Origin of the sequence: Exiguobacterium aurantiacum, from assembly GCF_024362205.1 — a bacterium.
In the GTDB taxonomy this organism is placed as follows: domain Bacteria; phylum Bacillota; class Bacilli; order Exiguobacteriales; family Exiguobacteriaceae; genus Exiguobacterium; species Exiguobacterium aurantiacum_B.
In genome coordinates, this window is record NZ_CP101462.1 from 556,758 (window position 1) to 581,241 (window position 24,484).

24 protein-coding genes are annotated in these 24,484 nt (G+C 48.3%); 20 read left to right on the plus strand and 4 right to left on the minus strand.

Annotation, left to right across the window (positions count from 1 at the left end):
• The first annotated feature begins 46 nt into the window (after nucleotides 1-46).
• The 12 genes from NMQ00_RS03050 to NMQ00_RS03105 all read left to right on the plus strand — a co-directional run bounded on the left by NMQ00_RS03050 (nucleotide 47) and on the right by NMQ00_RS03105 (nucleotide 13,113).
• On the plus strand, nucleotides 47-442 hold the full coding sequence (locus NMQ00_RS03050) for a hypothetical protein (protein ID WP_255177873.1): 396 nt from the start codon (nucleotides 47-49) through the stop codon (nucleotides 440-442).
• A gap of 93 nt (nucleotides 443-535) precedes the next feature.
• Complete coding sequence (locus NMQ00_RS03055; RefSeq protein ID WP_255177874.1) at nucleotides 536-2,056, plus strand: FAD-dependent oxidoreductase; 1,521 nt, start codon at nucleotides 536-538, stop codon at nucleotides 2,054-2,056.
• A gap of 216 nt (nucleotides 2,057-2,272) precedes the next feature.
• Nucleotides 2,273-2,659: a DUF2512 family protein gene (locus NMQ00_RS03060; protein WP_255177875.1), complete on the plus strand. Its 387-nt coding sequence runs from the start codon at nucleotides 2,273-2,275 to the stop codon at nucleotides 2,657-2,659.
• A 17-nt stretch (nucleotides 2,660-2,676) separates the two neighbouring features.
• Entirely contained in the window at nucleotides 2,677-2,877 is a 201-nt protein-coding gene (locus tag NMQ00_RS03065) for a hypothetical protein (RefSeq protein ID WP_029594786.1), read from the plus strand.
• Nucleotides 2,878-2,890: 13 nt separating this feature from the next.
• Nucleotides 2,891-3,187 carry a spore coat protein gene (locus NMQ00_RS03070; protein WP_255177876.1) on the plus strand — a complete coding sequence of 99 codons (297 nt, stop codon included), beginning with the start codon at nucleotides 2,891-2,893 and terminating at the stop codon, nucleotides 3,185-3,187.
• Between the two features lie 87 nt (nucleotides 3,188-3,274).
• The gene (locus NMQ00_RS03075; RefSeq protein WP_441294612.1) at nucleotides 3,275-4,867 is read left to right on the plus strand and encodes an FMN-binding glutamate synthase family protein; all 1,593 of its coding nucleotides are present in this window, start codon (nucleotides 3,275-3,277) and stop codon (nucleotides 4,865-4,867) included.
• 425 nt (nucleotides 4,868-5,292) lie between these two features.
• A complete protein-coding gene (locus tag NMQ00_RS03080; protein ID WP_255177877.1) occupies nucleotides 5,293-5,841 on the plus strand; it encodes a hypothetical protein in 549 nt (182 codons plus the stop codon).
• A gap of 24 nt (nucleotides 5,842-5,865) precedes the next feature.
• Complete coding sequence (locus tag NMQ00_RS03085) at nucleotides 5,866-6,987, plus strand: hypothetical protein (protein WP_255177878.1); 1,122 nt, start codon at nucleotides 5,866-5,868, stop codon at nucleotides 6,985-6,987.
• A 43-nt stretch (nucleotides 6,988-7,030) separates the two neighbouring features.
• The gene (locus tag NMQ00_RS03090) at nucleotides 7,031-7,978 is read left to right on the plus strand and encodes a lysozyme inhibitor LprI family protein (RefSeq protein ID WP_255177879.1); all 948 of its coding nucleotides are present in this window, start codon (nucleotides 7,031-7,033) and stop codon (nucleotides 7,976-7,978) included.
• Nucleotides 7,979-8,864: 886 nt separating this feature from the next.
• The gene (locus tag NMQ00_RS03095) at nucleotides 8,865-9,479 is read left to right on the plus strand and encodes a flavodoxin family protein (RefSeq protein WP_255177880.1); all 615 of its coding nucleotides are present in this window, start codon (nucleotides 8,865-8,867) and stop codon (nucleotides 9,477-9,479) included.
• Nucleotides 9,480-9,773: 294 nt separating this feature from the next.
• Nucleotides 9,774-12,122, plus strand: a complete 2,349-nt coding sequence (locus tag NMQ00_RS03100; RefSeq protein ID WP_255177881.1) for an Ig-like domain-containing protein — start codon at nucleotides 9,774-9,776, stop codon at nucleotides 12,120-12,122.
• Nucleotides 12,123-12,135: 13 nt separating this feature from the next.
• Entirely contained in the window at nucleotides 12,136-13,113 is a 978-nt protein-coding gene (locus tag NMQ00_RS03105; RefSeq protein WP_255177882.1) for an SH3 domain-containing protein, read from the plus strand.
• Nucleotides 13,114-13,144: 31 nt separating this feature from the next.
• Here the strand turns inward: NMQ00_RS03105 and gnd are convergent, their stop codons facing one another.
• The gene (gene gnd / locus NMQ00_RS03110; protein WP_214710797.1) at nucleotides 13,145-14,026 is read right to left on the minus strand and encodes a phosphogluconate dehydrogenase (NAD(+)-dependent, decarboxylating); all 882 of its coding nucleotides are present in this window, start codon (nucleotides 14,024-14,026) and stop codon (nucleotides 13,145-13,147) included.
• A 60-nt stretch (nucleotides 14,027-14,086) separates the two neighbouring features.
• Complete coding sequence (locus NMQ00_RS03115; RefSeq protein WP_255177883.1) at nucleotides 14,087-14,299, minus strand: hypothetical protein; 213 nt, start codon at nucleotides 14,297-14,299, stop codon at nucleotides 14,087-14,089.
• A 223-nt stretch (nucleotides 14,300-14,522) separates the two neighbouring features.
• On the opposite strand from NMQ00_RS03115, the gene NMQ00_RS03120 reads away from it, so the two are divergent.
• The 4 genes from NMQ00_RS03120 to NMQ00_RS03135 all read left to right on the plus strand — a co-directional run bounded on the left by NMQ00_RS03120 (nucleotide 14,523) and on the right by NMQ00_RS03135 (nucleotide 18,697).
• Nucleotides 14,523-15,473 (plus strand): LCP family glycopolymer transferase, encoded by a 951-nt coding sequence (locus tag NMQ00_RS03120; RefSeq protein WP_255177884.1) that lies wholly within the window; start codon nucleotides 14,523-14,525, stop codon nucleotides 15,471-15,473.
• Nucleotides 15,474-15,543: 70 nt separating this feature from the next.
• Nucleotides 15,544-16,389, plus strand: a complete 846-nt coding sequence (locus NMQ00_RS03125; RefSeq protein WP_255177885.1) for a YihY/virulence factor BrkB family protein — start codon at nucleotides 15,544-15,546, stop codon at nucleotides 16,387-16,389.
• Between the two features lie 104 nt (nucleotides 16,390-16,493).
• Nucleotides 16,494-17,417, plus strand: coding sequence for an LCP family glycopolymer transferase (locus tag NMQ00_RS03130; RefSeq protein WP_255177886.1), 924 nt, complete (start codon nucleotides 16,494-16,496; stop codon nucleotides 17,415-17,417).
• An 83-nt stretch (nucleotides 17,418-17,500) separates the two neighbouring features.
• Nucleotides 17,501-18,697, plus strand: a complete 1,197-nt coding sequence (locus NMQ00_RS03135) for an alpha-amylase family glycosyl hydrolase (protein ID WP_255177887.1) — start codon at nucleotides 17,501-17,503, stop codon at nucleotides 18,695-18,697.
• A 39-nt stretch (nucleotides 18,698-18,736) separates the two neighbouring features.
• On the opposite strand, the gene galE is transcribed toward NMQ00_RS03135, so the two are convergent.
• Together galE and NMQ00_RS03145 are read right to left on the minus strand one after the other, a co-directional pair.
• Entirely contained in the window at nucleotides 18,737-19,756 is a 1,020-nt protein-coding gene (galE, locus tag NMQ00_RS03140; RefSeq protein ID WP_255177888.1) for a UDP-glucose 4-epimerase GalE, read from the minus strand.
• A 40-nt stretch (nucleotides 19,757-19,796) separates the two neighbouring features.
• A complete protein-coding gene (locus tag NMQ00_RS03145) occupies nucleotides 19,797-20,966 on the minus strand; it encodes a hypothetical protein (protein WP_255177889.1) in 1,170 nt (389 codons plus the stop codon).
• A gap of 190 nt (nucleotides 20,967-21,156) precedes the next feature.
• On the opposite strand from NMQ00_RS03145, the gene NMQ00_RS03150 reads away from it, so the two are divergent.
• The 4 genes from NMQ00_RS03150 to galU all read left to right on the plus strand — a co-directional run bounded on the left by NMQ00_RS03150 (nucleotide 21,157) and on the right by galU (nucleotide 24,481).
• Nucleotides 21,157-21,888: a YveK family protein gene (locus tag NMQ00_RS03150; protein ID WP_255177890.1), complete on the plus strand. Its 732-nt coding sequence runs from the start codon at nucleotides 21,157-21,159 to the stop codon at nucleotides 21,886-21,888.
• Nucleotides 21,881-22,597: a CpsD/CapB family tyrosine-protein kinase gene (locus NMQ00_RS03155; protein ID WP_255177891.1), complete on the plus strand. Its 717-nt coding sequence runs from the start codon at nucleotides 21,881-21,883 to the stop codon at nucleotides 22,595-22,597. Before NMQ00_RS03150 ends, NMQ00_RS03155 begins: the two co-directional genes overlap by 8 nt.
• Nucleotides 22,598-22,608: 11 nt before the next feature.
• Nucleotides 22,609-23,373 (plus strand): tyrosine-protein phosphatase, encoded by a 765-nt coding sequence (locus NMQ00_RS03160; RefSeq protein WP_255177892.1) that lies wholly within the window; start codon nucleotides 22,609-22,611, stop codon nucleotides 23,371-23,373.
• 196 nt (nucleotides 23,374-23,569) lie between these two features.
• Nucleotides 23,570-24,481 (plus strand): UTP--glucose-1-phosphate uridylyltransferase GalU, encoded by a 912-nt coding sequence (gene galU, locus NMQ00_RS03165; protein ID WP_303826586.1) that lies wholly within the window; start codon nucleotides 23,570-23,572, stop codon nucleotides 24,479-24,481.
• Nucleotides 24,482-24,484 lie beyond the last annotated feature (3 nt).

Here is a 24,484-nt window from a genome sequence, read left to right on the forward strand (position 1 = left end):
AATATACACAGATTGATTTTCGTCCATACAGAGAGGAAAGACGGCTATGAACAACCTTGAATTCTTGACGACCGAACACTACGATGTGTTCAAACAGTTGGCCCAGCGCCTCCATAATCCCGGCGACGTCAAGAAAGAGTATTTCTCCGCCCTTTATGTGATCGCCGGGAATGAGCGGGTGCGGAATCTATTGTTGCCGTATATGGACCTCGAGCAAGGCAAGATCAGTACGGCGACCATCATCGACGACAACACGTTCGAGAAACAGGATATCATCCTCGTCAAACTCGTCATCCACCTCTACAATAATAAGGAATGGGTGCTCCCGACCGAATTGATCACGTTACCGGAGCCGGACTACCAGCTTGCCATGCAGGCCATCACGCTCTGTCGTGACCAACAGTTCGACGAAGTGGTCATCCCGAACGACCAAGAGACCTGAGCCAGGTCTCTTTTTTTTGTTTCTCGTTCTCGAATGAAGGGTAATTCACCCATGCATTCGAAACCGTTGAATTTTCTCGGAGGAGGGACACGTATGTTACAAGATTTTCCGAAATCGTATTGGCGTGACGTCGAAGTAAAGACGTTGAAACCGCTCAACGAAGACGTCAAAACAGAGGTTGTCGTGGTCGGGGCCGGCATCGTCGGTGTACTCGCCGCACTGCAGTTGGTCGAACAAGGCAAGCAGGTCGTCTTGGTCGAAGCGGCCCGTTTCGCGACAGGAACGACCGGTTACACGACGGCCAAAGTCTCGGCCCAGCACGGCGTCGTCTACACCGAACTCGTCAAATCGCTCGGTGAAGACAAGGCGCGACTATATTACGAGGCGAACATGGAGGCGCTCCGTTTCCTCGAGGAACAAGTCGACACGTTGGAGATCGACTGTGACCTCGAACGTCAGCACGCCTACATGTATTCACTCTCGTCCTCAGGTTCGGCGAAACTGCTCGAGAAAGAAGAAGAGGCGTACCAAAAGCTCGGGATTGACGGCGGTGACGCCACGGACGAAGTGAACGGTCTGTTGCCGTACGAGGTCAAGAAGGCGACCGTCATGCGTGATCAGCTCCAGTTTCATCCGGTCAAATACTTACAAGGGCTGATGGACCGATTCCTCGAGCTCGGCGGGACGCTCTATGAGATGACCCGGGTGACCGGCATCGAATATGGGACGCCGCACCGGCTCGACACGATCACCGGCCACACGATCGAGGCGCGCGACGTCGTCGTCGCGACCCATTTCCCGTTCAACGACTTCAAGGGCCTCTATTTCGCGAAGATGGAAGTCGAGCGCTCGTACGTCGTCTCGGCCGAGGTCGACACGTTCCCGGAAGGCATGTTCATCAGCGTCGACAAGCCGAGCCGTTCGCTCCGGCACGTCAAACTCGACAACGGCAAGAAGATGGCCATGTTCGGGGGCGAGAACCATTTGGCGGGCCATAAGGAAGAGACGCAAGTCTGCTACGAGAAGCTTGGCGAGTTCGGGACGCGGCATTTCGGGGCCGAGACGTTCACCCACCATTGGTCGGCCCAAGACTTGATCACGCTCGACAAAGTACCGTACATCGGCCGGATGACGAACGACACGCCTCACGTCTTCGTCGCGACCGGCTTCTCGAAATGGGGGATGAGCCAAGGCATCGTCGCGGCCCGTCTCATCGCCGACTTGATCTTGAACCGACCGAACCGCTACGAGGACCTGTATGACCCGACGCGGTCGAAATGGAAATTTGCCGACGCGGCCCGGTTCATCAAGACGAATGCCGACGTGGCCAAAGAGCTCGTCAAAGGCAAACTGAAGCCGACGGACAAACAAGTGGACGAGCTCGGGCTCGATGAAGGCGCCATCGTCAAACATAACGGTGAACATGTCGCCGCCTACCGCGATCCCGACGGCCACGTCTCGATGGTCGGGTCGGCCTGTACGCATATGGGCTGTACCGTCAACTGGAACCAGGCCGAGCGGTCGTGGGACTGTCCATGCCACGGCTCGCGCTTCAAACCGAACGGAGAAGTCATCGAAGGGCCGGCCGTGAAATCACTTCCGCCCAAATCATGACATCAGATTGTAAATGTTTCTAGAAAATCATGCTTTTAAGTCAAGAGCGAAGCCGACTCGACGTTTGGCGTTGGAGCGCCCCTTTTTTGATACTGATGGTTCGACTCTCATTATGTTCCTCCGATAACAATCGGGAAACTTTTCGTTTGAACGGGAGTAGGAACGGAAACGAAGGTCATGTATGAACGCCATCACAAGGGAAAGGGGGAAACGTCGATGCAAGTGAATCATGGAAAGGCACTCAGTCTAAAACTAGGGGCGTTGCTCGTCGTCTTCATCGCGATTTTGACGCTCGGGTTTGATGTCCCATGGTACCACGCCGCCTGGATCTCGATTGCGGTCGGACTGATCGCCTATGGGGTGGGCGACATGTTCGTCTTACGCAAGTTCGGCAATCTGATCGCGACAGCGGCCGATTTCGGCCTCGTCTTCTTCTTGACGTGGTTCTTCCTGTGGATCTTGGACTTCGATATCGGGACCGAGACGAGCTTTGTGTTGCTCGCGCTGTACACGGCCCTGGCGACCGCGGTCGTCGAGTTCTTGTTCCACGGTTGGCTGCTCAAACATAAACGAGAAGAGGCGCACATTCATTCGACACGATAAAAAAGGAGGAAGCGAACATGGCTAAAAACAAACTCGCCATTCATGAAGTGTTAGAGATTCACGAGATGCTGACGCTGAAACAAGCGGGGCTCGTCAAAGGGTATGTGAGCGAACCGCTCATCAAGGACGAGAAGCTACAGAAGATCGCCCGCAAACATTTGAAGAACACCGAGCAAGCGATCAGTGAACTGAAACAACTGTTGCCGAACAAGGCATAAGGAGGAGACACGTATGGGAATCCAAGAGAACTTGAAACGAGCCAGTAAACAACGCGACGAGTTGATCGCGACCGATTTGCTCGTCACGGCGAAGTCGGCCGTCCGCGCCTATGCGGTGGCAGTGACCGAGACGGCGTCGCCCGAGGTCCGGAAAGTGCTCATCAAGCAATTGAACCAAGCGATCGAGGATCACGCCGAAATCGCCGACTATATGATTAAGAACGACATGTACATGGCGTACGATATCGAGAAGCAGTTGAAGCACGACAAAGAGAAAGTCGACAAAGCGAACGAACTGATCAAGAAGTAAGAGCCGACGGAAACGTCGGTTTTTTTCGTTTTGGGATGTCTTGGCCGTGGTATCGGATAAGGACTATACGTGAGGGAGGAACCACTCATGTCCGTGAATACGACGATGCTCGCCATCGTGCTCGTCCTGATGGTATCGACGATTGCTGCCCCGTTCTTGTTCATCTTGTACCTCTGGCGGAAGGACCGCCATCAGCGCGAGCACTCCGTCCTCCGTAACTTTCCGATTCTCGGCAAGGTGCGCTACATCTTGGAGAAGGTCGGGCCCGAGATGCGTCAATATTTGTTCTTGAACGACAACGAGTCAAAACCGTTCTCGCGGAACGACTATGAGGCGGCCGTTATTTCCGGGAAATATAAGTCACGCATCATCGGATTCGGCTCGGAGCGGGACTTCGAAGGGGGCGGCTTTTATCTCCAGAACGTGCTCTATCCGACGAACCGGGACGAGCTCCGCATCGACAACCGGGACATTGTGTCGACGCGACTGTACCAAGTCGAGGAGGACAACCTGTTCACACGGAAAGAGCGGATCATCGAACGCGACGTCGGTCCGTATTTGTTGACGGAAGAGGACAGCATCGTCATCGGGAGACAGACGTGCCGGGAGCCGTTCCGTGTCCGCGGTCTCGTCGGACAGTCGGCGATGAGTTTCGGTTCGCTCGGAGAGAACGCCATCACGGCGCTGTCGATCGGGCTTGGTCGCGCGAAGGGGACGTGGATGAACACCGGTGAAGGCGGCCTGTCGGACCATCACTTGAAGGGCGGTGTCGACCTCATCTGTCAAGTCGGACCGGCGCTGTTCGGCGTCCGGACCGAGGACGGGGCATTCTCCGAAGCAGCGTTTAAAGCGAAGAGCGACATCCCCCAAGTGCGGGCGTTCGAGTTAAAGCTCGCCCAAGGCGCGAAGACGAGGGGCGGCCATATCGACGGCGCGAAAGTGACCGAAGAGATCGCCCGCATCCGGAACGTCAAAGTCGGCGTGACGATCGACAGCCCGAACCGCTTCTCCGAGTTCAAGACGGACCGGGAACTGCTCGACATCATTGAGCGGCTGCGCGATATCGGTGGCAAGCCCGTCGGTATCAAACTTGTCGTCGGCCGGCTCTCAGACGTCGAGGCGCTCGTTTTGGAGATGGCGTCATCAGGGAAACATCCTGACTTCATCACGGTCGACGGCGGGGAAGGCGGGACCGGGGCGACGTATCAAGAGCTCGCCGATACGGTCGGATTGCCGTTGAAGGCCGCGCTCCCGTACGTGCATCGCTTGCTTCTCGAACACGGACTCCGTGACCGCATCACTTTGTTCGCTTCCGGTAAGCTCGTCACGGCAGACAAGATCGCCGTCGCGCTCGCGCTCGGTGCCGACTGCGTCAACATCGCCCGCGGTCTCATGTTCAACGTCGGTTGCATCCAGGCGCAAGTGTGCCACACGAACCGATGTCCGGTCGGTGTCGCGACGACCGACCCGAAACTGCAGCACGCCCTCGTCGTCGATGAGAAGAGTTTCCGCGTGACGAACTATATCATCTCGCTCCGGGAAGGGCTCTACAACATGACGGCCGCGGCCGGTCTCGACACGCCGACGAAACTATCGCTCGAACATGTCGCCTATAAGTACCCGGACGGCCGAGTGAAGCGGGGCGAGGAGCTGTTCGACGGACAAGCGAAAGACGGGTGACTGCGGTCATCCGTTTTTTGTGCGAACGATAAAGAAGATATCGAATCGATCCTCGTCCCAATTAGCTTCAACAGCAAATATATTTGATTACTATGGCGGATGTACTTAATAGAATTTGATTTCCATGCTGTCGAAAAAATGATGAACAGAAAACTTTATGAATTGTATGATGATGGAAAGAGAAATTTTTGGAAAAAGAATCATATTTAAATGAAGATACTACTTGTTAAGTTTCTTATTGGCTACTTGAAAAATAATTCCGAAGATAAGTGGAGTATAAAAAAACATTGACATGGTACTAAATCTAAAATAAAGTTAAATTATAGTTTAGGTACTATAATCAAAAAAATAGAACTAATTAACATCTACAATGTTTTATCATCTTCAATTTAGATGAAATTGTTCGTTTAGAAAGAGAGGACGACATGAAAAAAGTGATTAAAGGCGCTGTCTACAATACAATGACGGCCAAAAAAATATGTGAGCAACGTGCGACCGAAGCTTCTCATGAAAAAGGTGCTTATTTAAATCAATTGAAGCAACTCTATAAAACGAAAAGTGGAAAATACTTTTTCTACATCGAGAACGAGTTTTCCACATATATAGATGTGAGTAATGATGATTTAAATCCGAAATATGAACTCCAAGACGTCATGGAACAAAAAATCATCCCGATTTCATATGAGGCGGCCATTCGATTCGCCAGTGAAGTCATAGTATCCGATCCAAATGAGAAAGAGACAATCGGAACATTCTTTCCAAGGCTTATCGATGATTCGAATGAGGGAGATAAAAAAATACAAAAGAAAATATATCTCTCGGAAAAAGCGAGCTGGTATTTAGAGATGATGCTGTTAGAGAGCGAAGAAACAAACAGCAGCTTTATTGAAAATTTAATTTCTGAGCAGTACCGAAAACTATATAAGCAAGGAATCATTCAAAACGATCCTTATGATGAAATGAACGAAAACTGAACTTATGAGAGAAGGAGCCATAACATGAATACGACAGTAAAACGTTTTATGTTGGACTATTTGACTGACCAGCGATTTGAGATGATTGTGAACGAACTGCTGAAAGAACAGGCCCGTTATTACAACGTCAGCGACGAACTACATTCAATGGTAGATGAATTCATATCCGAACTTCCGTTGCACTATCCAGAACCAAATACGTTTGAGATTATCGAAGAAATCAAAAAAGTCTCGACGACGTTCGTTTCATACTATCGAGATGAATTTGAATCGGAGATTTTAGGCGGTCTATGGGATTTGAGTCAGTTCTCCATGTCATGGATGCCATCTGAACAAACGGAAGTGAAACAGCCATGGGTTATTCGGACAACATCTGCTCCGCCGCCGGTAATGGATATTGAGAACGAGCCGCCGCTTGAAGATGACACGTTGGATTGGTTAGCTAGTTCGTCAGGAAGTGAAAATGTTCATGCGACCGTCAAAGAAAAGGATGAAGAATATTCGACGATTCAATATATCGAGTGTGCCCTCATTCCGAAAGGATACATCGGATACGATGATCGTTTAGCCGAACTAGATGAACAGAATTACAAAGAAATCATTAACCAGTTCAAACCCCAACTGGCTCTGGCATTGGTCAACTTCGTATACGAGGTAATCCATTATTCCAACCCAAATCCGTTAGCATCAGTTTTTGGAGAGCTGACTAATGATACATCTTACGTCAAAATCACTGAAGACTCAGATTGCGACCATGGCTACGGTATGCAAATTTATCTGGAGGACAGGTCGATGTACGCTTCGAAAAGCGTAAAAGAACATTATGAAGAACGAACTAAAGATTGGATGGAATCAGACCCCTGGTATAGAAAAGGGAACGACGTACCGGAGTTTCCGGTGACGACTCCTGAGTATATTCGTTACGTTGAGATGATTGAAGATTTGGATGGCACGCCACAATATCTTTTCGCGCCTTTCACGTTTTATCTGAATGAAGAGATTACAGTTCCGAGCAATGAGTCACAAGTGATTGACGATTTACTGTTTCAGTTCATCCATGTGCTGACGTTCCAAGGATTCACTAAAGAAGAGCAGGTTGACATGATTCGCTACGCGAACGAGTACTACGAACAGGTGATGAGTTGAATGTTGACCGTTTCATTTTATTGAGGGTAAAAAGGAGAAAAGGATGAAGAAAATGACTGTGAACCGAACAACATTGAAGTTTTTGCTATCGATGATGATGTTAGCTCTTTTACTAGGGGCTTGCGGAAAGTCTAACGAAGACAAAATTATTGGAAGTTGGAGTGCTGTTGTAGGTGATCGAACGGTGTCCTACATCGAGATCAATGAAACGCGTTATACCATTCGATCGAAAAATAGTGATCCAACGACAATCGAATATATATTAACCGAAACGCAGGACGGAAATATCATCATGGAAGGAGTCAATCCAGAAAATAATAATTCGACTGAATTTTTATTTGAAGGGTATTTTGAAGATAATGACACGATTGTCTTTATAGGTGATGAAGAAGAGAACAGGAAATTAATCAGAATCGATAGTATCACCGAACAAATGGCGGTTGATCGAAAAAAAGACGAAGCACAACAAAAGAAAGATCAAGCGGCAGAACAAAAGCGGGTAGAGGCGGAACGTGAGCAAGCCTTAAAGGACGAAGAAGAGAGAATTCATGAAGAAAATGAAGCGGCCGTCGCTCGAGAAGAAGAGGAACGTCGACAACAAGAACAAGACGAGGCGAAAGCGAAAGAGGCGAGTTCACAGCAAAACAATGGCGATGGTAGCATCTATTTACAAAGAGCTGATCGGTTAGAAGCAGATATTATAGTTGAAGCGAAAAAAGTAGCTCAGCACGATATGCCCCCAGGTTTTTACGGCCAATACTATACGGACTGGGACAATTTGTTGAATGAAGTGTGGGGAGTTCTTGGAGATACGTTAACAAAAGCCGAATTTGAAGCGTTGAAACAAAATCAAAAAGAATGGATTCAACAGAAAGAACAACATTTTGCAGATATTCCAACTGAACCAGCTTCTGAACGAGCGAGAGGGATGGACTATCTCACGTTTGAGACGAAAGATCGCACGTATTATTTGATTAATGAGTACTTATGAAATGACTAAAAATCGTATAAACGAGGAGACAATATAAAAAAATCTTATTTGAACAGAGAGAACTGCTAATTTTTACTACGTTAATCCTCACATTTGTCTTCAGTAAAGTTGCAGACATGATTTAAATGCTGTCATTGTATCTTGACCGAACTATAACGCCGATCCATTTTATGTTGAGAATTATTCGTTGGGACTATTTGGTATTATATTTATTGTTCCCGCTGTGCTATGAAGTTACTGGTTTATAATGAGACTCCCATAACTTGAACAAGTATTTTACTATTCACCCTCAGCACAAAAAATCGGGGTGTCAAAAAACTGAACAATTTTTAGATTTGATGGATAGATGCATTCGGGGGATTCCGATTGTATCGAGGGTCACCGCTAAGGTAACTGCTAAATTAGTTAAGGTTATTTAGTTTATCCTCAAGTGGACGGGATATCTCTTTGGACTTTTGGCTGTATTTGTTGTCTCGATGATGGGGGGAGAGGCTCATCTACTCGTTCCGGTAGAAGTTTTAATCCTGGTCCACCAAAGTTTAAAAGCGAACAACAGAAAAAGAATGCGCAAGGGGAAGCAGAAAAATTGCCAAAAGAGGCGGATTTCGAATTGAAACACGCCGCTGATCAAGCCCGAAATAATACAAATACGCATCATTTTGATGAGCGTTTGAATCGGGCCGCTTATAAGCAATGTGAGGCAGATGAGGCCGCAGAAAGAGCAAGGAACTTGTAAAAAAAATCGCCTAATCAGTTGAGGGCAAACAGTTGCATCACTCATAAAATCCCAAACACCATCAACCACTCATCTGGTTGATGGTGTTTGTCTTGGTTGAAATCGGGATGGACCGGGAACACCTAACTGTCTATATTAAGGAGGGATTCGATGAAAGCCTTATTCTTGAACTGTTCGTTGAAGGGCGGGGATACGACCTCGCACACGGAAGGATTGATGAAGGATATCATCCCGCACTTCGACAAGCTCGGAGTCGACTCGGAGATCGTCCGTGTCGTCGACTACAACGTCGCGTTCGGGGTGACCGAGGATGAAGGGGACGGTGATGCGTGGCCACAGATCTTCGAGAAAGTGAAGGCCGCCGACATCCTCATCATCGGGACGCCGCTTTGGCTCGGCGAGAAGAGCAGCGTCGCCACGCAAGTCATCGAGCGGCTGTACGGGGGCAGCGCCTTGACGAACGATAAAGGTCAGGCCATCTACTACAACAAGGTCGGCGGTGTCGTCGTGACGGGAAATGAGGACGGGGCGAAGCACGCCTGTGCGTCAATCTTGTATGGTCTGTCGCATATCGGTTTCACCGTCCCGCCGAACGTCGATGCGTATTGGGTCGGCGAGGCCGGACCGGGTGACTCGTATCTCGATGCTGGGCGCGACAACGCCTTCACGAAAAAGAACGGCCGCGTCATGGCGTATAACTTATACCATTTCGCGAACATGTTGAAGCAGACCCCAATCCCGGCGGAAGGCAACGTGATGGAGTGAGGTAACCTATCATTTCATTACTAAACTTCGACAAAGCGAATCATTGATTGGAAAAGTATGCGACGCGCATACTTTTTTAATTTGTACAAAGTAAATAGAGGGACCTGATTTTTCGAAAGATTTACCTCGATTCAAAATATAATACTTTCTCTGATAAAAATAACGCCCTCATCTTGTGCAATATTGAAAATCTTACTGACTAGATGCTTAAAAGTAAGATAATTGAACGATTGGGATTATTTATACTAAGTGAAGAATGTATTATACGTAGAATGGAGCGTTAAATTAATGAACATGAAATTAATTCGCTTATTGTTGCTCACGGTTATTTTTTTGGTGGGAAATTCTTTTATTGGTGAGCCTGTCAAAGGAGCGACTAGTGATAAGGTGGCTCTCGTATCAATGAAAGCATTGGGTCAAACATATTCATCCAGTCATGTTAATACTGACATGACCCTCGTGTTACAAAAGCCATCCTCACTTCGAATTCAAGAAGTAAAGGTGGATTTACAGAGTGTGCAGTCCCCGAAAAATGTGGAGACAATCACTACGTATGTTTATACGAATGAACCTGAATTCACGGTTAACTTGGAGAGTTGGAATTTTCAGATTGAAGGAGAGTGGGTTTTAAGCCGTTTGAGTGTAAGAGATCAAACCGGCGTCGATCATGAGCTTGAATTAACACACATCCCTGACAAAAAAGTGTTCACACTCGCTTTTCCAAAACCAAAATTAACAAAAGTGGACGGAATCTCAAAAACGTTGGACGTCACTCAGTTGAACAGAGTGAAATCTTTCTTCATGACCATTGACTTGGACGGATTGAAGGTGCCGACGGATCCGATGAGCCTTATTTTGGAGAACAAACAAGCCAAAGAAGAGTTCTATCTGACGCCTGTCTATCATGCGGAGAAAAAACAGTTTGAAGTGGATTTGAGTGACCAAGATTTAAACGAATGGAATGCAATCGGGACGTGGAGTCTAAAAAGAGTCTCGTTCTATGATGACGAGACGAATCATCGCTATGAGGTTCAACTACCCGTCAACTTGAAACCTGTGTTTCAAGTCACTCCAGATACCACGTTGCCTGTCTTTAAGAGTGTGAAGATGGTACATTCCAAGACAAAAGACTCGCAATTGGTCGTTCAAGCAGACGACAACAGCGGCTTTTTCAAGGTGAAAGCAACATTCAAACACTTGCCGAGCGGGATTACAAAAACGCTGGAGCCTTGGGAAGGACGTTCGAAAGTAGCAAAGGTGGATTTGAATCGTCGAGACTTCGGGATGGCTGGTAAATGGGAATTGATTGGTCTTGATGTCATCGATATGTATGACAATGTGCTTACAGTGAAATCGATTCCGAAAGGGTTGGCGATGGCGTTTGAAGAGTACGACGTCGACTCCAGGAATTGGGTCGTGACGAGCGGGACGGTCAACTTGACGAAACTGTTTGAAGAAAACCGGTATATCGAACGGATCATCGTGCTTGAAGGAGCCACATTGATTGTGAATGCAGACGTAACCTTACCGATTCATGCCTATGGGACGGTCATCGTGGAGAAAGGGAAGCGCGTAAAAGAGACGGTATATGCCAAACAATTCAAATCAGGAACCGGTAAACTAGCCGGCACGGTGTATTTAAAAGGGAACAATACGATTAAAAAGCGTGTCGTGACAAAAACACCATATAACCTGGGGCTTGTCGAACTGAGTAAAGGGATTTCATTAAATGAGGACAAGAAGACGTTCAATCTAAAAGGATTAGCCTTACCGGGCACTAAAGCAATCAAGATTGATGGTAAGACCGTCGCAGTTCAGAAAAATGGAACGTTTGCGATGAAGGGACTAATCGCCAAAGGGAGAGTTGTCACCATTGAAGTGACTGATCGCTATGGAAAGAAGCATATATCGAAACATAAAGTATATGATTATAAGCAGGCGACAGCGAAGTTTGATTTAAAACCCGGAATCTATAAAAAAGGGACCGTCTTGAAAGTCACCGCGACAAAGGATGCGGAAATCATTTATAACGGATTCAAGCCAGGCGATATGTATGCGTACGTCGGAGGCTTCTACCAGGGTGGGATTCCGCTTCTTACGTCTTTGATGTACGAAATACAATTGTTTGACCCGGTTCTTGGTGGTGTCCAAGGACCAAAAGGTGAATTTGCCGTTCTTGATGTGAAGCCGGTCTCGAATCTAGATCGCGCCATCACTGGAGTGACGAAACCTAAAACAGTCATCACCGTCCGGGTAAACGGTAAAACGTATACCGCCACTGCGGATTCGAAAGGAAAGTTCGCGGTCAATGTTTCCCTAAAGCAGGCGAAAACTTACACCATTCAAGCTGTAAATGGCAAATTGAAGAGCCCTCTTTATACGACGGCCATCGTCGATAAAATTGCTCCGGCAAAAGCGACAGTGAACGCCGTCACAGCCAAGTCTGGCGTTGTTCAAGGGAAAGCGGAACCGAAAGCGACGGTCGTTGTCACCTATGGCAAAAAAACGATGCAAACGAAGGTGACGGACAAAGGGACTTATAAGCTCATCTTTAAAGGCTTGAAAAAGGGAACAACTCTATCCGTTCGGGTAAAGGATGCGGCGGGTAACCTGTCACCGTCTGTGAAACAGTTGATTAAATAAGGAGGATAGACAAGTGAATAAAATCATGACTTATGTCATTGCATTGATGATCGTGCTCGCCACATTAACCCCGATTACTTCGACCGTGGAAGCTGCAACGACGACGTTAACGTCCTATCAAACGAAGACTGCCGTGTATTTACGGTCGACCGCCTCCTATAAAGGGAAGCAACTCATTCTCATACCCAAGCAAAAGGGGGTCACGTATGTCGCCAAGAAAGGAAGTTGGGTACAGGTCCGTTATGCAAATCGGACGGGCTATGTGAACGAGCAGTCGCTCACGCGTAAAGTTCAAAAAGGTGTGGCATTGAAGCCAACTCCTTATGTGACTCAACGCCAAGTCATTGTTTATTCGCGGGTCGACGCACATAAAAAACAAGTCTTCACGTTGAAGAAAGGGACGACCGTCACCGTGAATGAACAGTTGGCAGGTTACTACAAAATTCGCTACGGCAACAAAACCGGATGGGTCGCTTTAAAAGACATGAAGAAATCAACGATGGCAGCACCAAAACCCATCAAGAAAACACCGTTTTTACCGAAACAACAATCAATAGCTTATTTAAAGAACTATAAGAGCAATACCGAGAATCGTTTCTTGTTCACAATCAAATCTGAACATGGGCACCAGTTTGTAAACTCGCATCTATTTCAAACGACTGTTCCTATGGATGAATACTTATTTGTCATCGGGGGATATGACAAATCGAAATTGAGTTCGCTCATGTTTGTGCGTTCACGCTATGATAAATATCCTACCGGACAAGCCGCGGGGGACGAAGCGGTGCATGCTGGATTGGCAGGTTTCTTCGGTGAAGGGACGAAAGAGACAGAAGCGTTGCGAAAACTGTACGCCCAGCACAAGAACTTCACAAAGAATGAAGTTATTCCGATTACAATCGGGGGTCAGAAAGGAATCTTGTTGTTATGGGAGAAGCGAATCGAGTTTATCTTTGACTACGATGGGGACTTGCCAATCATCCGAATCTAAAAGAGGGGGACGCGATGCGTCTCCCTCTTTCTCATTTCTTCTCCACCGCATGGCCGCCGAACTCGTTCCGCAGGGCGGCGACAACTTTTCCGGAGAACGTGTCCTCTTCGAGCGAACGTTGCCGCATCATGAGCGACATGGCGATGACGGGTGCCGGCACGCCGTACTCGAGCGCCGTCTCGACCGTCCATTTGCCTTCGCCCGAGGCATGCATAATCCCTTTAATATCATCGAGCTTTGCATCCTTATGGAACGCGCTCTCGGTTAGCTCCATCAGCCACGAGCGGACGACCGAGCCGTGGTTCCAGACGCGGGCGACTTGCTCGTGGTCGTACTCGAACGGACTCTTCTCGAGAATCTCGAACCCTTCGGCGATCGCCTGCATCATGCCGTATTCGATGCCGTTATGAATCATCTTCAAGAAGTGGCCACTGCCACTCGGCCCGGCATACAAATAGCCGTTGTCCGTCGACACGTCGCGGAACAACTCCTCGATTTTACCGAACGCCTCCAAATCCCCGCCGATCATCGTACAGGCGCCATGCCGCGCCCCTTCCATACCGCCACTCGTCCCGACATCAAAGAAGTAGATGAGCTTGTCTTTGAAGTGCTCGGCCCGCCGCATCGATTCTTTATAGTTCGAGTTGCCGCCGTCGATGACGATATCCCCTGGTGACAACAATGCGTGCAAGTCGTTCAGGACGTGCTCGGTCACTTCGCCCGCCGGCACCATCACCCAGATGACGCGTGGTGCCTTCAGCCCCTCGACGACTTCTTCAAGCGACTGTTTCGTCTCGAACTGGCTCGTCGACACGTTGCCCGGGTCGTAGCCGAGCACATGGTGCCCACCGTCCGTCAAATTGAGCGCCAAGTTCAACCCCATCTTCCCAAGTCCGATCATCCCTAATTCCATATCGCTTCACCCCGTTCGTTGATTTGGTTTCCTATAAGGGTTACCCGAAATAGACGGACTTCAAAAGAAGGATGGGACGTCGTCAATCCGGTAAGCGAGAATCGTGTTCGGGTTAAGAATGTGAGCATCGCCTATTTGCAGGCTTTCTCCATTTTTACTCGCCTCAAGTAGCATCCGTTCAAAGTTGGATGTCACAGCCTCGCTAGTGTCACCTCGTAGTTCGAAAGAAATCAATTGATGATTTGGTAAATAGCAAGTGATGGTAAAGCTCATCAAAATTCGCTCCTTCACGTTGATATAAGGTTTAATATGGATAGATCTTTATAAATTATACACTCCATTAAAAACAGAATCCTAAAAATGAATAAAATGACTAATCTATAAGAAAGCGCTCCAAATACTGACCGATACATTAAAAAATGTAAATCGCTTGACAGATTTACGTGGTAAAATACAAGTTATGACATAGAATAAATTGCGAAAGGTGTTAAACCATATGGAATCAGAAAAGAGACGCGTCAAGAAAAGTCGTCGTAAGAAATCACGCGCGAAAAAAATCGCATTCATCGTAGCGGGAGTGCTAGGGATGATGTTGCTCCTCGGGGGCGGGTTAGTGGCGTATCTTTACAATCAGGTGGACTCGACGGTCAATCGGATCAATGAGTCGTCGGGCTTGAGCAAGGAACGGATGAACCAAAAAACGATTGCAGAGAAAAAACCAATCTCGGTCCTTCTTCTCGGTGTCGACCGACGTGCCGACGAGCAGGGACGAAGCGACTCAATCATCGTCATGACCCTCAATCCGAACAAAGATCAGAGTGCCATGCTCAGCATTCCACGTGATACGAAGACGGAAATCGTCGGCAAAGGGGTGGCCGATAAAATCAACCACGCTTATGCATTCGGTGGGGCAGAGATGGCGCTTGATACGGTCGAGAACTTCCTTGGAATCCCAATTGACTATGTAGCCGAAGTGGATATGAAAGGTTTCCAAGATGCGGTCGATTTATTCGGCGGTGTGGAAGTGACGAACGACCTTGCCTTCGAATCAGGCGGATACACATTCAATCCAGGCGTACAAACATTGAACGGAGCGGAAGCGTTAGCGTTCACACGGATGCGCTACGATGACCCACGTGGCGACTTCGGTCGTCAAGAGCGTCAACGAGCTGTCATCACGGCAATCGTAAATGAAGGGGTCAATGACTTCTCACTGTCGAAGTTCACGAATATGCTCGACGTCCTTGGAAACAATGCCAAGACGAACATCACGTTCAAAGAGTTGCGCACCTTGTCGACCGAATACACAGCGGCGTTTAAAAATCAAGATGTGTTAAGATTGGAAGGACAAGGCGGTAAAGAAGGGGACGGGATTTATTACTGGCGCCCGTCGAGCACGTCTTTGGGCGAGGTCCGATCTTACTTGGCTGAATTGATGGAACAGTAATGTATTGCCTCATCCAAATCGGATGGGGCATTTTATTTGTGTCATAATAAAAAGAAAAGGGGTGACCCGAGTGCTCGATCGCCTGTTCCGCCTCGTCATCGACGTCCGCCATCGGTTCAAGGACCACCATATCAACGACTATAGCGCGACGCTCGCCTTCTTTTGGTTTCTCGCTATCTTCCCAACGTTCGTCCTTTTGTTCGCCGTCATGGCGTGGCTCGGCATCGATGACGCCTTGTTGATCGAACAGATTGAGATTCTCATCCCAGGTTCGAGCGTGCGCGACATGCTGTCGATCGTCTATGACGTCAGCGGCAACATCAACGCCGGCCTCGTCTCGATCGGGGCCATCATCGCCGTCTGGTCGGCATCGAACGGGACGGCCCGTCTCGTCAAGTTGACCGTGTTCGCTTACGGGGAGACGGAAGCCCGAAGCTACGTCGTCCGTCGGTTCATCGGTTTGCTCACGCTCATCGCCTTCAGCATCGGTGCCGTCATCTTGATCGTGTTCCATATTTTCGGCCGTGAGTTCGTCGAGCTCATGTATACGTGGTTCCCTCGGCTTGAGGACTTCGATCGATTGGCGACGCTCACCCGCTATACGGTGTCGACCGTCATTCTCATCTTCGCGTTCTCGATGTTCTATAAGATTGCCCCGCAACAACACGTTAAATTCACGGAGACGCTCCCTGGTGCCGTCTTTGCCGTCATCTCCTGGCAGATGTTGTCGACAGGCTATAGCGTCTATGTCGACCAGTTCTCGATGTTCGGCGATACGTACGGGACGATCGGTATCGTCATCCTACTGCAAATCTGGCTCTACTTGACGGCGGCGACGATGCTGCTCGGGGCCGAGATCAATGCGGCCTGGCCGGACCATATGAGGCGTACCCGTTACAAGACGCATTTTCCATGAAAATCGAAAAGATATGGGTAGCATTTTTTGACAACATGCTATAATACAACACGTGAAGCGGGAAAAACATCCATATCTATAGATTTTTGAAAGCAGGTGCACGCATGGCGAGACATAAGAAGAAATCACACTGGAAAAAGGTGTTGGCGATCACGCTCGGCGTCATGGCAATTTTCCTTGTCGCCGGCGGTCTGTTCGTCTGGTCGATGTACCGGGACGTCAACGAGACGGTGACGAAAGTGAACGACAACTTGGAAATCAGTCAAGAACGGAAACAAGTCGAGACGATCGAACAGAAAGAATCGGTGTCGGTATTACTGCTCGGGATTGACCGCCGCGACGGCGAACAGGGACGGAGTGACTCGATCATCGTCATGACGCTCAACCCGACGACGGACGAAGGCGCGATGCTCAGCATCCCGCGCGATACGAAGACGGAAATCATCGGAAAAGGCATGAATGATAAAATCAACCATGCCTACGCCTTCGGTGGGGCCGAGATGGCGATGAACACGGTCGAAGGGTTACTCGATATCCCGATCGATTACGTCGTCGAGGCGGACATGGAGGCGTTCACTGAGGTCGTCGATGCGCTCGGTGGCATCACGGTGACGAACAACTTCGCGTTCTCGTCGGACGGCTACTCGTATCCGGTCGGCCAAGTCGATTTGAACGGCGCTTCGGCATTGTCATACGCCCGCATGCGCTATGACGATCCGAACGGTGACTTCGGTCGCCAAGAACGACAGCGAGCCGTCGTCGCGGCCATCGTCGAGAAGGGGCGTTCCGATTTCTCGGTCGACAAAGTGACGAAGTTGCTCGACGTCGCCGGCAACCGCGCCAAGACGAACATCGAATTCAACGAGCTCGTGACGTTGTCGACGGACTATATGAAGGCGTTCCGCAACGCCAGCACACTCCGCATCGAAGGAGCGGGCGGTTTGGAGTCAAACGGTATCTATTACTGGCATCCGAATGAAGCCTCGCTCGCTGACGTCCAAGCCGAACTGCAGCGCTTGATGAACTAAGTCATTCCTTATGGGATGGCTTTTTTTGCGTTTGAAAATCGTTTATCGGTGGGAGTGATAAAGAGACACTGAGGAGGGATCATATGCTTTGGGAAACTGTTGAACCGATCATCAATCAATTAGAGGACGACCATACATCGAATGACTGGCAAGAACTGTTCACGAAGTGGGACGGACATCATTGGCATGACGGGGATGGTGTGAGTGAGAAGACGAGTGTGCTCATGATTGACGCCAACGCCGTCACGACGGACGGGAGCCCGGACTTGGATGCGCTCCATGACTTGTTGAAGGAACACGTCCAGGCGTCGATCAGCGATTTGTACCTCGTCTCGCTGTTCCCGTACCCGGCCAAGCTGACCGATACGGCCATCAATCCGCGTATCCGGTTATATGAGGACCTCGGACGCTTCAAGCATGAGTTCGAGCTCATGTATGACACCGAACCCGACGTCTATAACGAGTTACAGTTCAATCTGCTCGAGGAGACGGATGCCTTCATCGAGCGGCTCGCTCAAGGTGCGACGAAGCTGCGCGTCCACGTCCAGTCGTTCCGGGGCATGCCGGAAGAAAGTATCCAGCGCGTCATTTCGCTCTGGCATACGGTGCTCCATCACTACAAGCCACACGGGCAATTGATTCTCGCCTATGAAGGGGACGTCCAGGAACTTGGCTCGTACGTCAGCGTCGCCGACGCCATCTGTCACTTCGACCTTGCGTCGCACACGATGCTCGCCTTCGCTCAAGGGGACGCCAAAAAGCTGTCCGACTGGGCGAACCGGATCGAGGCGCCAGGAGCAGGAAAGACGTACTTCAACTTCTTATCGATTCACGAGCGCGACCCGTTCGAGAAAAATTTGATCGAGCCGAGCGTCGACATTATCCTCGCAGCGCACAGCATCCTATTCTCGCTCCAAGGGATTCCGAGCGTGGATTACCGGACACTGCTCGGTGTCGAGACACCGGTCGACCACGACGCGCTCATCCAAGAGCTGAAGACGGACCCGTATCGCCTGCAAGTGTTCTCTGGTATCATCAGCCAGCTGAACGTCAAGCGGACACATCCGGCGTTCTCACCGTACGCCGAACAACGGATCGACGCGTCCGACAAACGCGTCTTCACGGTCGAACGAAAGGGTGAAGGGGAGACGCTCATGCTGTATACGAACGTCAGCAATGAACCAGTTACCCTGAAAGTGAGCGGGACGAATCTGTTCACAGGTGAGCCGGTCGAGACGATTGAACTCCAAGCGTACGGCTACGTTTGGGTGAAGCAATGAAAAAGCGAGTCTCCATCCTAGATGGGGACTCGCTTTTTATTATCGGTAACCGTTTGGGTTGTTCGCTTGCCAATTCCAGGCGTCGCGGCACATGGCACGGACGTCGTGTTTGGCTTCCCAGCCGAGCATCTGTTGCGACTTCGAAGGGTCGGCGAAGCAGATCCCAATGTCGCCCGGGCGACGTGGCGTCACTTGGTACGGGACATCTTTGCCACTCTCAGCCTCGAACGCATGAACGAGGTCGAGGACACTATAACCCGTCCCGGTTCCTAAGTTAAACGCTTCGGCTCCAGTGTTTGCCATGACGTAATCGAGCGCCTTCAAGTGACCATCGGACAAGTCGACGACGTGGATGTAGTCGCGGACACCGGTGCCGTCGGGCGTGTCGTAGTCGTCACCGAACACGCTCAATTCGTTTAAGCGGCCGACGGCGACTTGTGTAATGTACGGCATCAGGTTGTTCGGGATATCGAACGGGTCTTCGCCGATTCGGCCAGACTCATGCGCACCGATTGGGTTGAAATAGCGTAGTAGGGCGATACTCCATGATGGATCAGCAACCGATACATCACGCAGTATGTCTTCAATCATTAATTTCGTCCGACCATACGGGTTCGTCGCGCTGAGCGGGAACGACTCGTCGATTGGCGTCGTTTCCGGCAAGCCATAGACGGTCGCCGATGAGCTGAAGACGATTCGTTTCACGCCGTGATCGGTCATAGCATGAAGCAATACGGTCGTGCCGACAACGTTGTTCTCATAATAACGGAGTGGCTCGGATACAGACTCGCCGACAGCTTTCAATCCCGCGAAATGGATGACGGCATCGATTGAATGTCCGGTAAAGATGTCGTCGAGTAACGTTCGATCTAAAATATCACCTTCATAAAAAGTGACCGGTCGGTTTGCCAGTGCCTCGACGCGGCGAAGCGCCTCAAGATTACTGTTGGATAAATTATCAATCACGACGACATCGTGACCTGCCTCGAGCAATTGAAGGGTGGTATGGGTGCCGATATAACCGGCTCCACCAGTTACTAAGAGCGTATAATTTTCCACGATCGTCAAACCTCCTCATTTCAGAAACAGGAGCGACTTATTATTGGACAGTTGTCAATCGAATTCGATTCTGGCCCGTAGCACCGACAAACAAACGGAGCGAATAGCTCGGACTTTCATAAACGAGTGCATCGTCCGTTTCAATTTGTGAGGTCCCGAGGTTTGTGAACGTCTCGCGTGATACGTCTGTGTTCGTCCAATCGATGGCGACAATTGTCTCTTGTTGGACGATGAAAAAGCCGTTTGGATAGAACAGATATTCATTTAAAACGTCCCCGTCCGTACTCATCGGTTCGCCAAACGTGTCGAGTAACTCTTGTTTCGGCATCCCGAAATAAGAGGTTGGACTATTTGGCAGCCATTCGTTGTTTACGTTTACGTCGATCCAATCGATGAGCTGTGCGTCTGTCAACACAGGTGCAGGCCATTCGGTCGTCGTTTGGTTTAATGGGGCCCATGCCGTCGTATTACCCAATTTCACTTCGGCATATGCATCGTCCTCTGACACGACTTCGTAGCGATCACCGATATCACCGATATAAGCGACTTCGGTTCCGTCAATATCCGTCAAAAGATTGACATTTTTTTCAGCCAACCATAGTTGACGACTCGGTGTTTCTTCGATGACTGGTTCGTCCTCTGCAACAGGGGTAGGTGTCACTTCTTTGATGTTGACTGGTTCTTCTTCCGCCACGAAAAACGATGTTGCGTAAGGATATCCGATATAGGCGCCACCTGCTAGCAGGAGGACGAGTAGAGCGGCGACAAGTGTTTTTATGCCGCGTCGCTTTGATCGGGCCGGTTGAATATCCGCCGGATAATAATGAGCACGCTCCGCCCGAGATGGAACTGGTTTTTCTGGGATATATCTGGGCTTGGTCGTCTCTTTCGGCACCTTGACCGGTTCCGGAGCGATCACCGGTTCTTCACTTTGAACGTCTTCTTGTTTATGAAGACAATTCTCCAAAAGACCTATGTAATATGCGAGGAACCCTTCGTCTTTCTCTTCGCCTCGTAACCAAGCCTCAAAGTCCTCCGCCGTTTTGGTGGATAGGGCGTTTGATGTAAGCGCCTCGTTCGTGAGTTCGATATAAGAGGTGGCTAACGTTTTGCCTTCCCCTAAACTCGTTTTAATTTTCTGGTGTAACTCGAATCGTTTCGTCCTATCGATTGTCAAATGCAGATGAAGCAATCGTTCGCTATGATGCACGGGTTCTCCCCCTTTTGTTAAGTTCTTCCTAATGAATTTTAGCAGATTCTCCATCCAAAAAAACCAAAATTTTAAAAATGAGTCATCATCTCTAAAAAAATTTGCTATAATACTGTTTGTTGTCAGTAACTAATATTAACTGCGGTATTTTTCCAAGGAAATAACCGACAAAGGAGCATAAGAACGCATTATGAAAGAAGAAACGATTTCGATTGGAGAATTGATCTCCATTCTCAAGCGCAATAAAGGTACCATTATCAGTCTCACCGTCATCGCCGCCCTTATCTCATTTCTAGTGAGTTCATTTATTATTCAACCGACATACGAAGCGTCGACCCAAGTATTGGTTGCGCCGAAGGAAACGCAAAATAATATGATCGACAGCAGTCAAGTCCAGTCGTCAGTCGCGCTCGTCAACACATACCGGGTCATCATTCAAAGCCCGACGATTTTAGAACAGGTTCAAGATAACGTAACCGGGTCTCCAGAAAACATTAGTAATTTGATTACGGTCAACAGTGAACAAAACTCACAAGTCATCAACATTAAAGTGCAACATACAAACCCTGTGCTCGCCACAGATATCGCGAATGAAATCAGTACAGTCTTCTCGACAGAAGTAAGTGAACTCATGAGCGGGGTAGATAACGTAAAAGTATTATCAGCTGCCTCAGTTCCTGCGAATCCTGTGAAACCGAATATCTTGCTCAATACGGCAATTGCCACAGTTTTAGGAGCAATGATTGGGATTGCCATCGCATTCTTGAAAGTCGTGCTCGATCGTCGCATTAAAACCGAACAAGATGTCGAGACGGTTCTTGAATTGCCTGTCCTCGGTTCGATTCCGGTCATCGATCGGAATGAAATGCGAGCTGCCCGTAAAAATGGTGTAGAGATGAAAGGTGAACGTGCCCATGTTTAAGTTTGGAAAACGAAAAAATGTCAACACACAATATGATAAGACGGGACGTGATTTGATCACGATCCATAAACCGAAATCACCGATTTCAGAGCAATATCGTACGATTCGGACGAACTTGGAATTCACGGCTGTCGATGACGAACTGCGTACGATTGTCGTGACATCTTCGACGTCTGGTGAAGGCAAGTCGACGACAGCCTCGAACCTGGCTGTTGTTTATGCACAGCAAGGGAAACGCGTCTTATTGATGGACTGCGATATGCGCCGTCCGACCGTTCACTTTACGTTCCGTCTGCCGAACGGCATCGGCGTATCGAGCGTCTTGGCGAAAAAGACGACACTCGAAAAGACGGTACACGAGACGAAAGTCGAAGGACTTCACTTGTTGTCGGCCGGTCCGATTCCGCCGAACCCGTCAGAACTACTATCTTCAAAAATGATGACTCGCTTGATCGAGGAAGCGAAAGAAAAGTATGATGTCATTATTTTGGACGCACCACCGATGATGCAAGTTGCGGACACACGGATCTTGGCACGCGATGCAGACGGTGTCGTGCTCGTCGTCGGCTGTGACAAGTCAGACCGTAATATGGTATTGAAAGCGAAAGAGCAACTTGTTATGGCGGATGCCCATATTTTAGGTGTTGTTTTGAACCGACGTGAGCCACAAGGTACGGATGACCAGTATTATTACTACGCGTATGAATAAGGAGCAGTCTCATGATTGATATTCATTGTCATATATTACCTGCTGTCGATGACGGAGCTCAAAATGTGGATGTTGCGATTTCGATGGCAAAACGAGCGGTAGAAGAGGGCGTGACGGATTTGATTGTCACGCCTCACGCGTTTCATCCACAGTTCGACACGAAAGAATTGGATGTTCGGCATGCGGTCGAGCAACTGCAACGAATTTTAACGCTAGAAGGTATTCCTCTCAAACTCCATCCGGGACAAGAAATTCGGATCTTTGGAGGTTTGTTGGACGCACTGAACGACGGTACTGCCTTGACGTTGGCGGATTCCCGTTATGTTCTCGTTGAGTTTCCGAGCGACAGTGTCCCGGGTTACGCAGAGCAATTGTTCTTTAACATGCAAGCAGAAGGTTTTGTGCCGATCATCGCACATCCGGAAAGAAACAAGGAGTTTGCGACGAATCCGAAACGTTTAGTCGATTTTGTATCGTCTGGAGCGTTATCTCAGGTAACGACAGGTAGTTTGGTGGGGAAATTTGGGAAGACTGTACAGGAATTATCACTACTGTTTCTACGTAATGGCTTAAGCCAATTAGTCGCGTCAGATGCGCATAGTGTCGGTGGACGTACATTTTACTGGGAAGATTCACAAGTTTCGCTTGAAAAACTAGATGACCCGATATTGGTCGACAACATTCTTCAAAATGGCCAATCCGTTTTGAACGACACTTTTGTCTATGTGGATCCGCCGATCATGCCCACTAAATCATGGCGTGGAAAGTGGAAATAACGTTTTAGAAAACATATTATTCGCGAAATGTCGACACATGTCGAACGAATTAGGTTTATTTTCCTATTAAGTAGGTTTTTGAACCAGGACAAAAATGGTACTCTTAACTTATAAATTCAAAAAAGGGTGTATAATGCATCCTTTTTTGATTGGAATTATTTTTTAATTAATCTCATATAAAGAGGTGGCGATTAACGTGGGTACTAATTTGAATATAAAAAAAGTAAAAAAAGCTGTTATTCCAGCTGCAGGTTTAGGTACACGTTTTTTACCGGCAACAAAAGCAATGCCAAAAGAAATGTTACCAATTGTAGATAAGCCAACCATTCAATACATTATTGAAGAGGCCGTTGAATCTGGAATTGAAGACATTTTGATTGTCACTGGTAAAGGCAAACGTGCGATTGAAGATCACTTTGACTCAGTTCCTGAGCTCGAACAAATGTTAATTGAAAAAGGGAAATCTGAATTTTTAAAGTTGGTTGAAGAAACTACCAACATTAATATCCACTTTATTCGCCAGTCAAAGCCTATGGGACTTGGCCACGCGGTTTTACAGGCAAAAGCGTTTGTGGGAAATGAACCGTTTATTGTTATGCTTGGAGACGACATTGTTCAGGCAGAAATCCCTTGTACAAAACAATTGATTGAACAGTACGAAAAAACTGAGAGTTCGATTATCGGTGTTCAACCAGTTTCGCGTGACGTAACTCACAGGTATGGAATTGTGGATCCACAGGCTTCACTTGAAGGCGGTTTACATAAAGTTGAATCTTTTGTTGAAAAGCCGGCACCGGGTACAGAACCATCGAATTTAGCCATTTTAGGCAGATATTTGTTCACTCCTCAAATATTTAACTTCTTAGAAACACAAGTTCCAGGAGCGGGTGGCGAAATTCAGTTGACAGATGCAATAACGCGATTGAATAAAGTAGAGCGTGTATATGCTTACGAATTTAATGGCAAACGCTATGATGTTGGCGAAAAATTAGGATTTATTCAAACAACTCTTGAATTTGCATTGAAGAGAGACGATCTCCGAGAAAATGTATTAAAAATGATGACCGAGTTGATGGAAGAACATTCTTCTTTGAATCCAGTGAAATAAGGA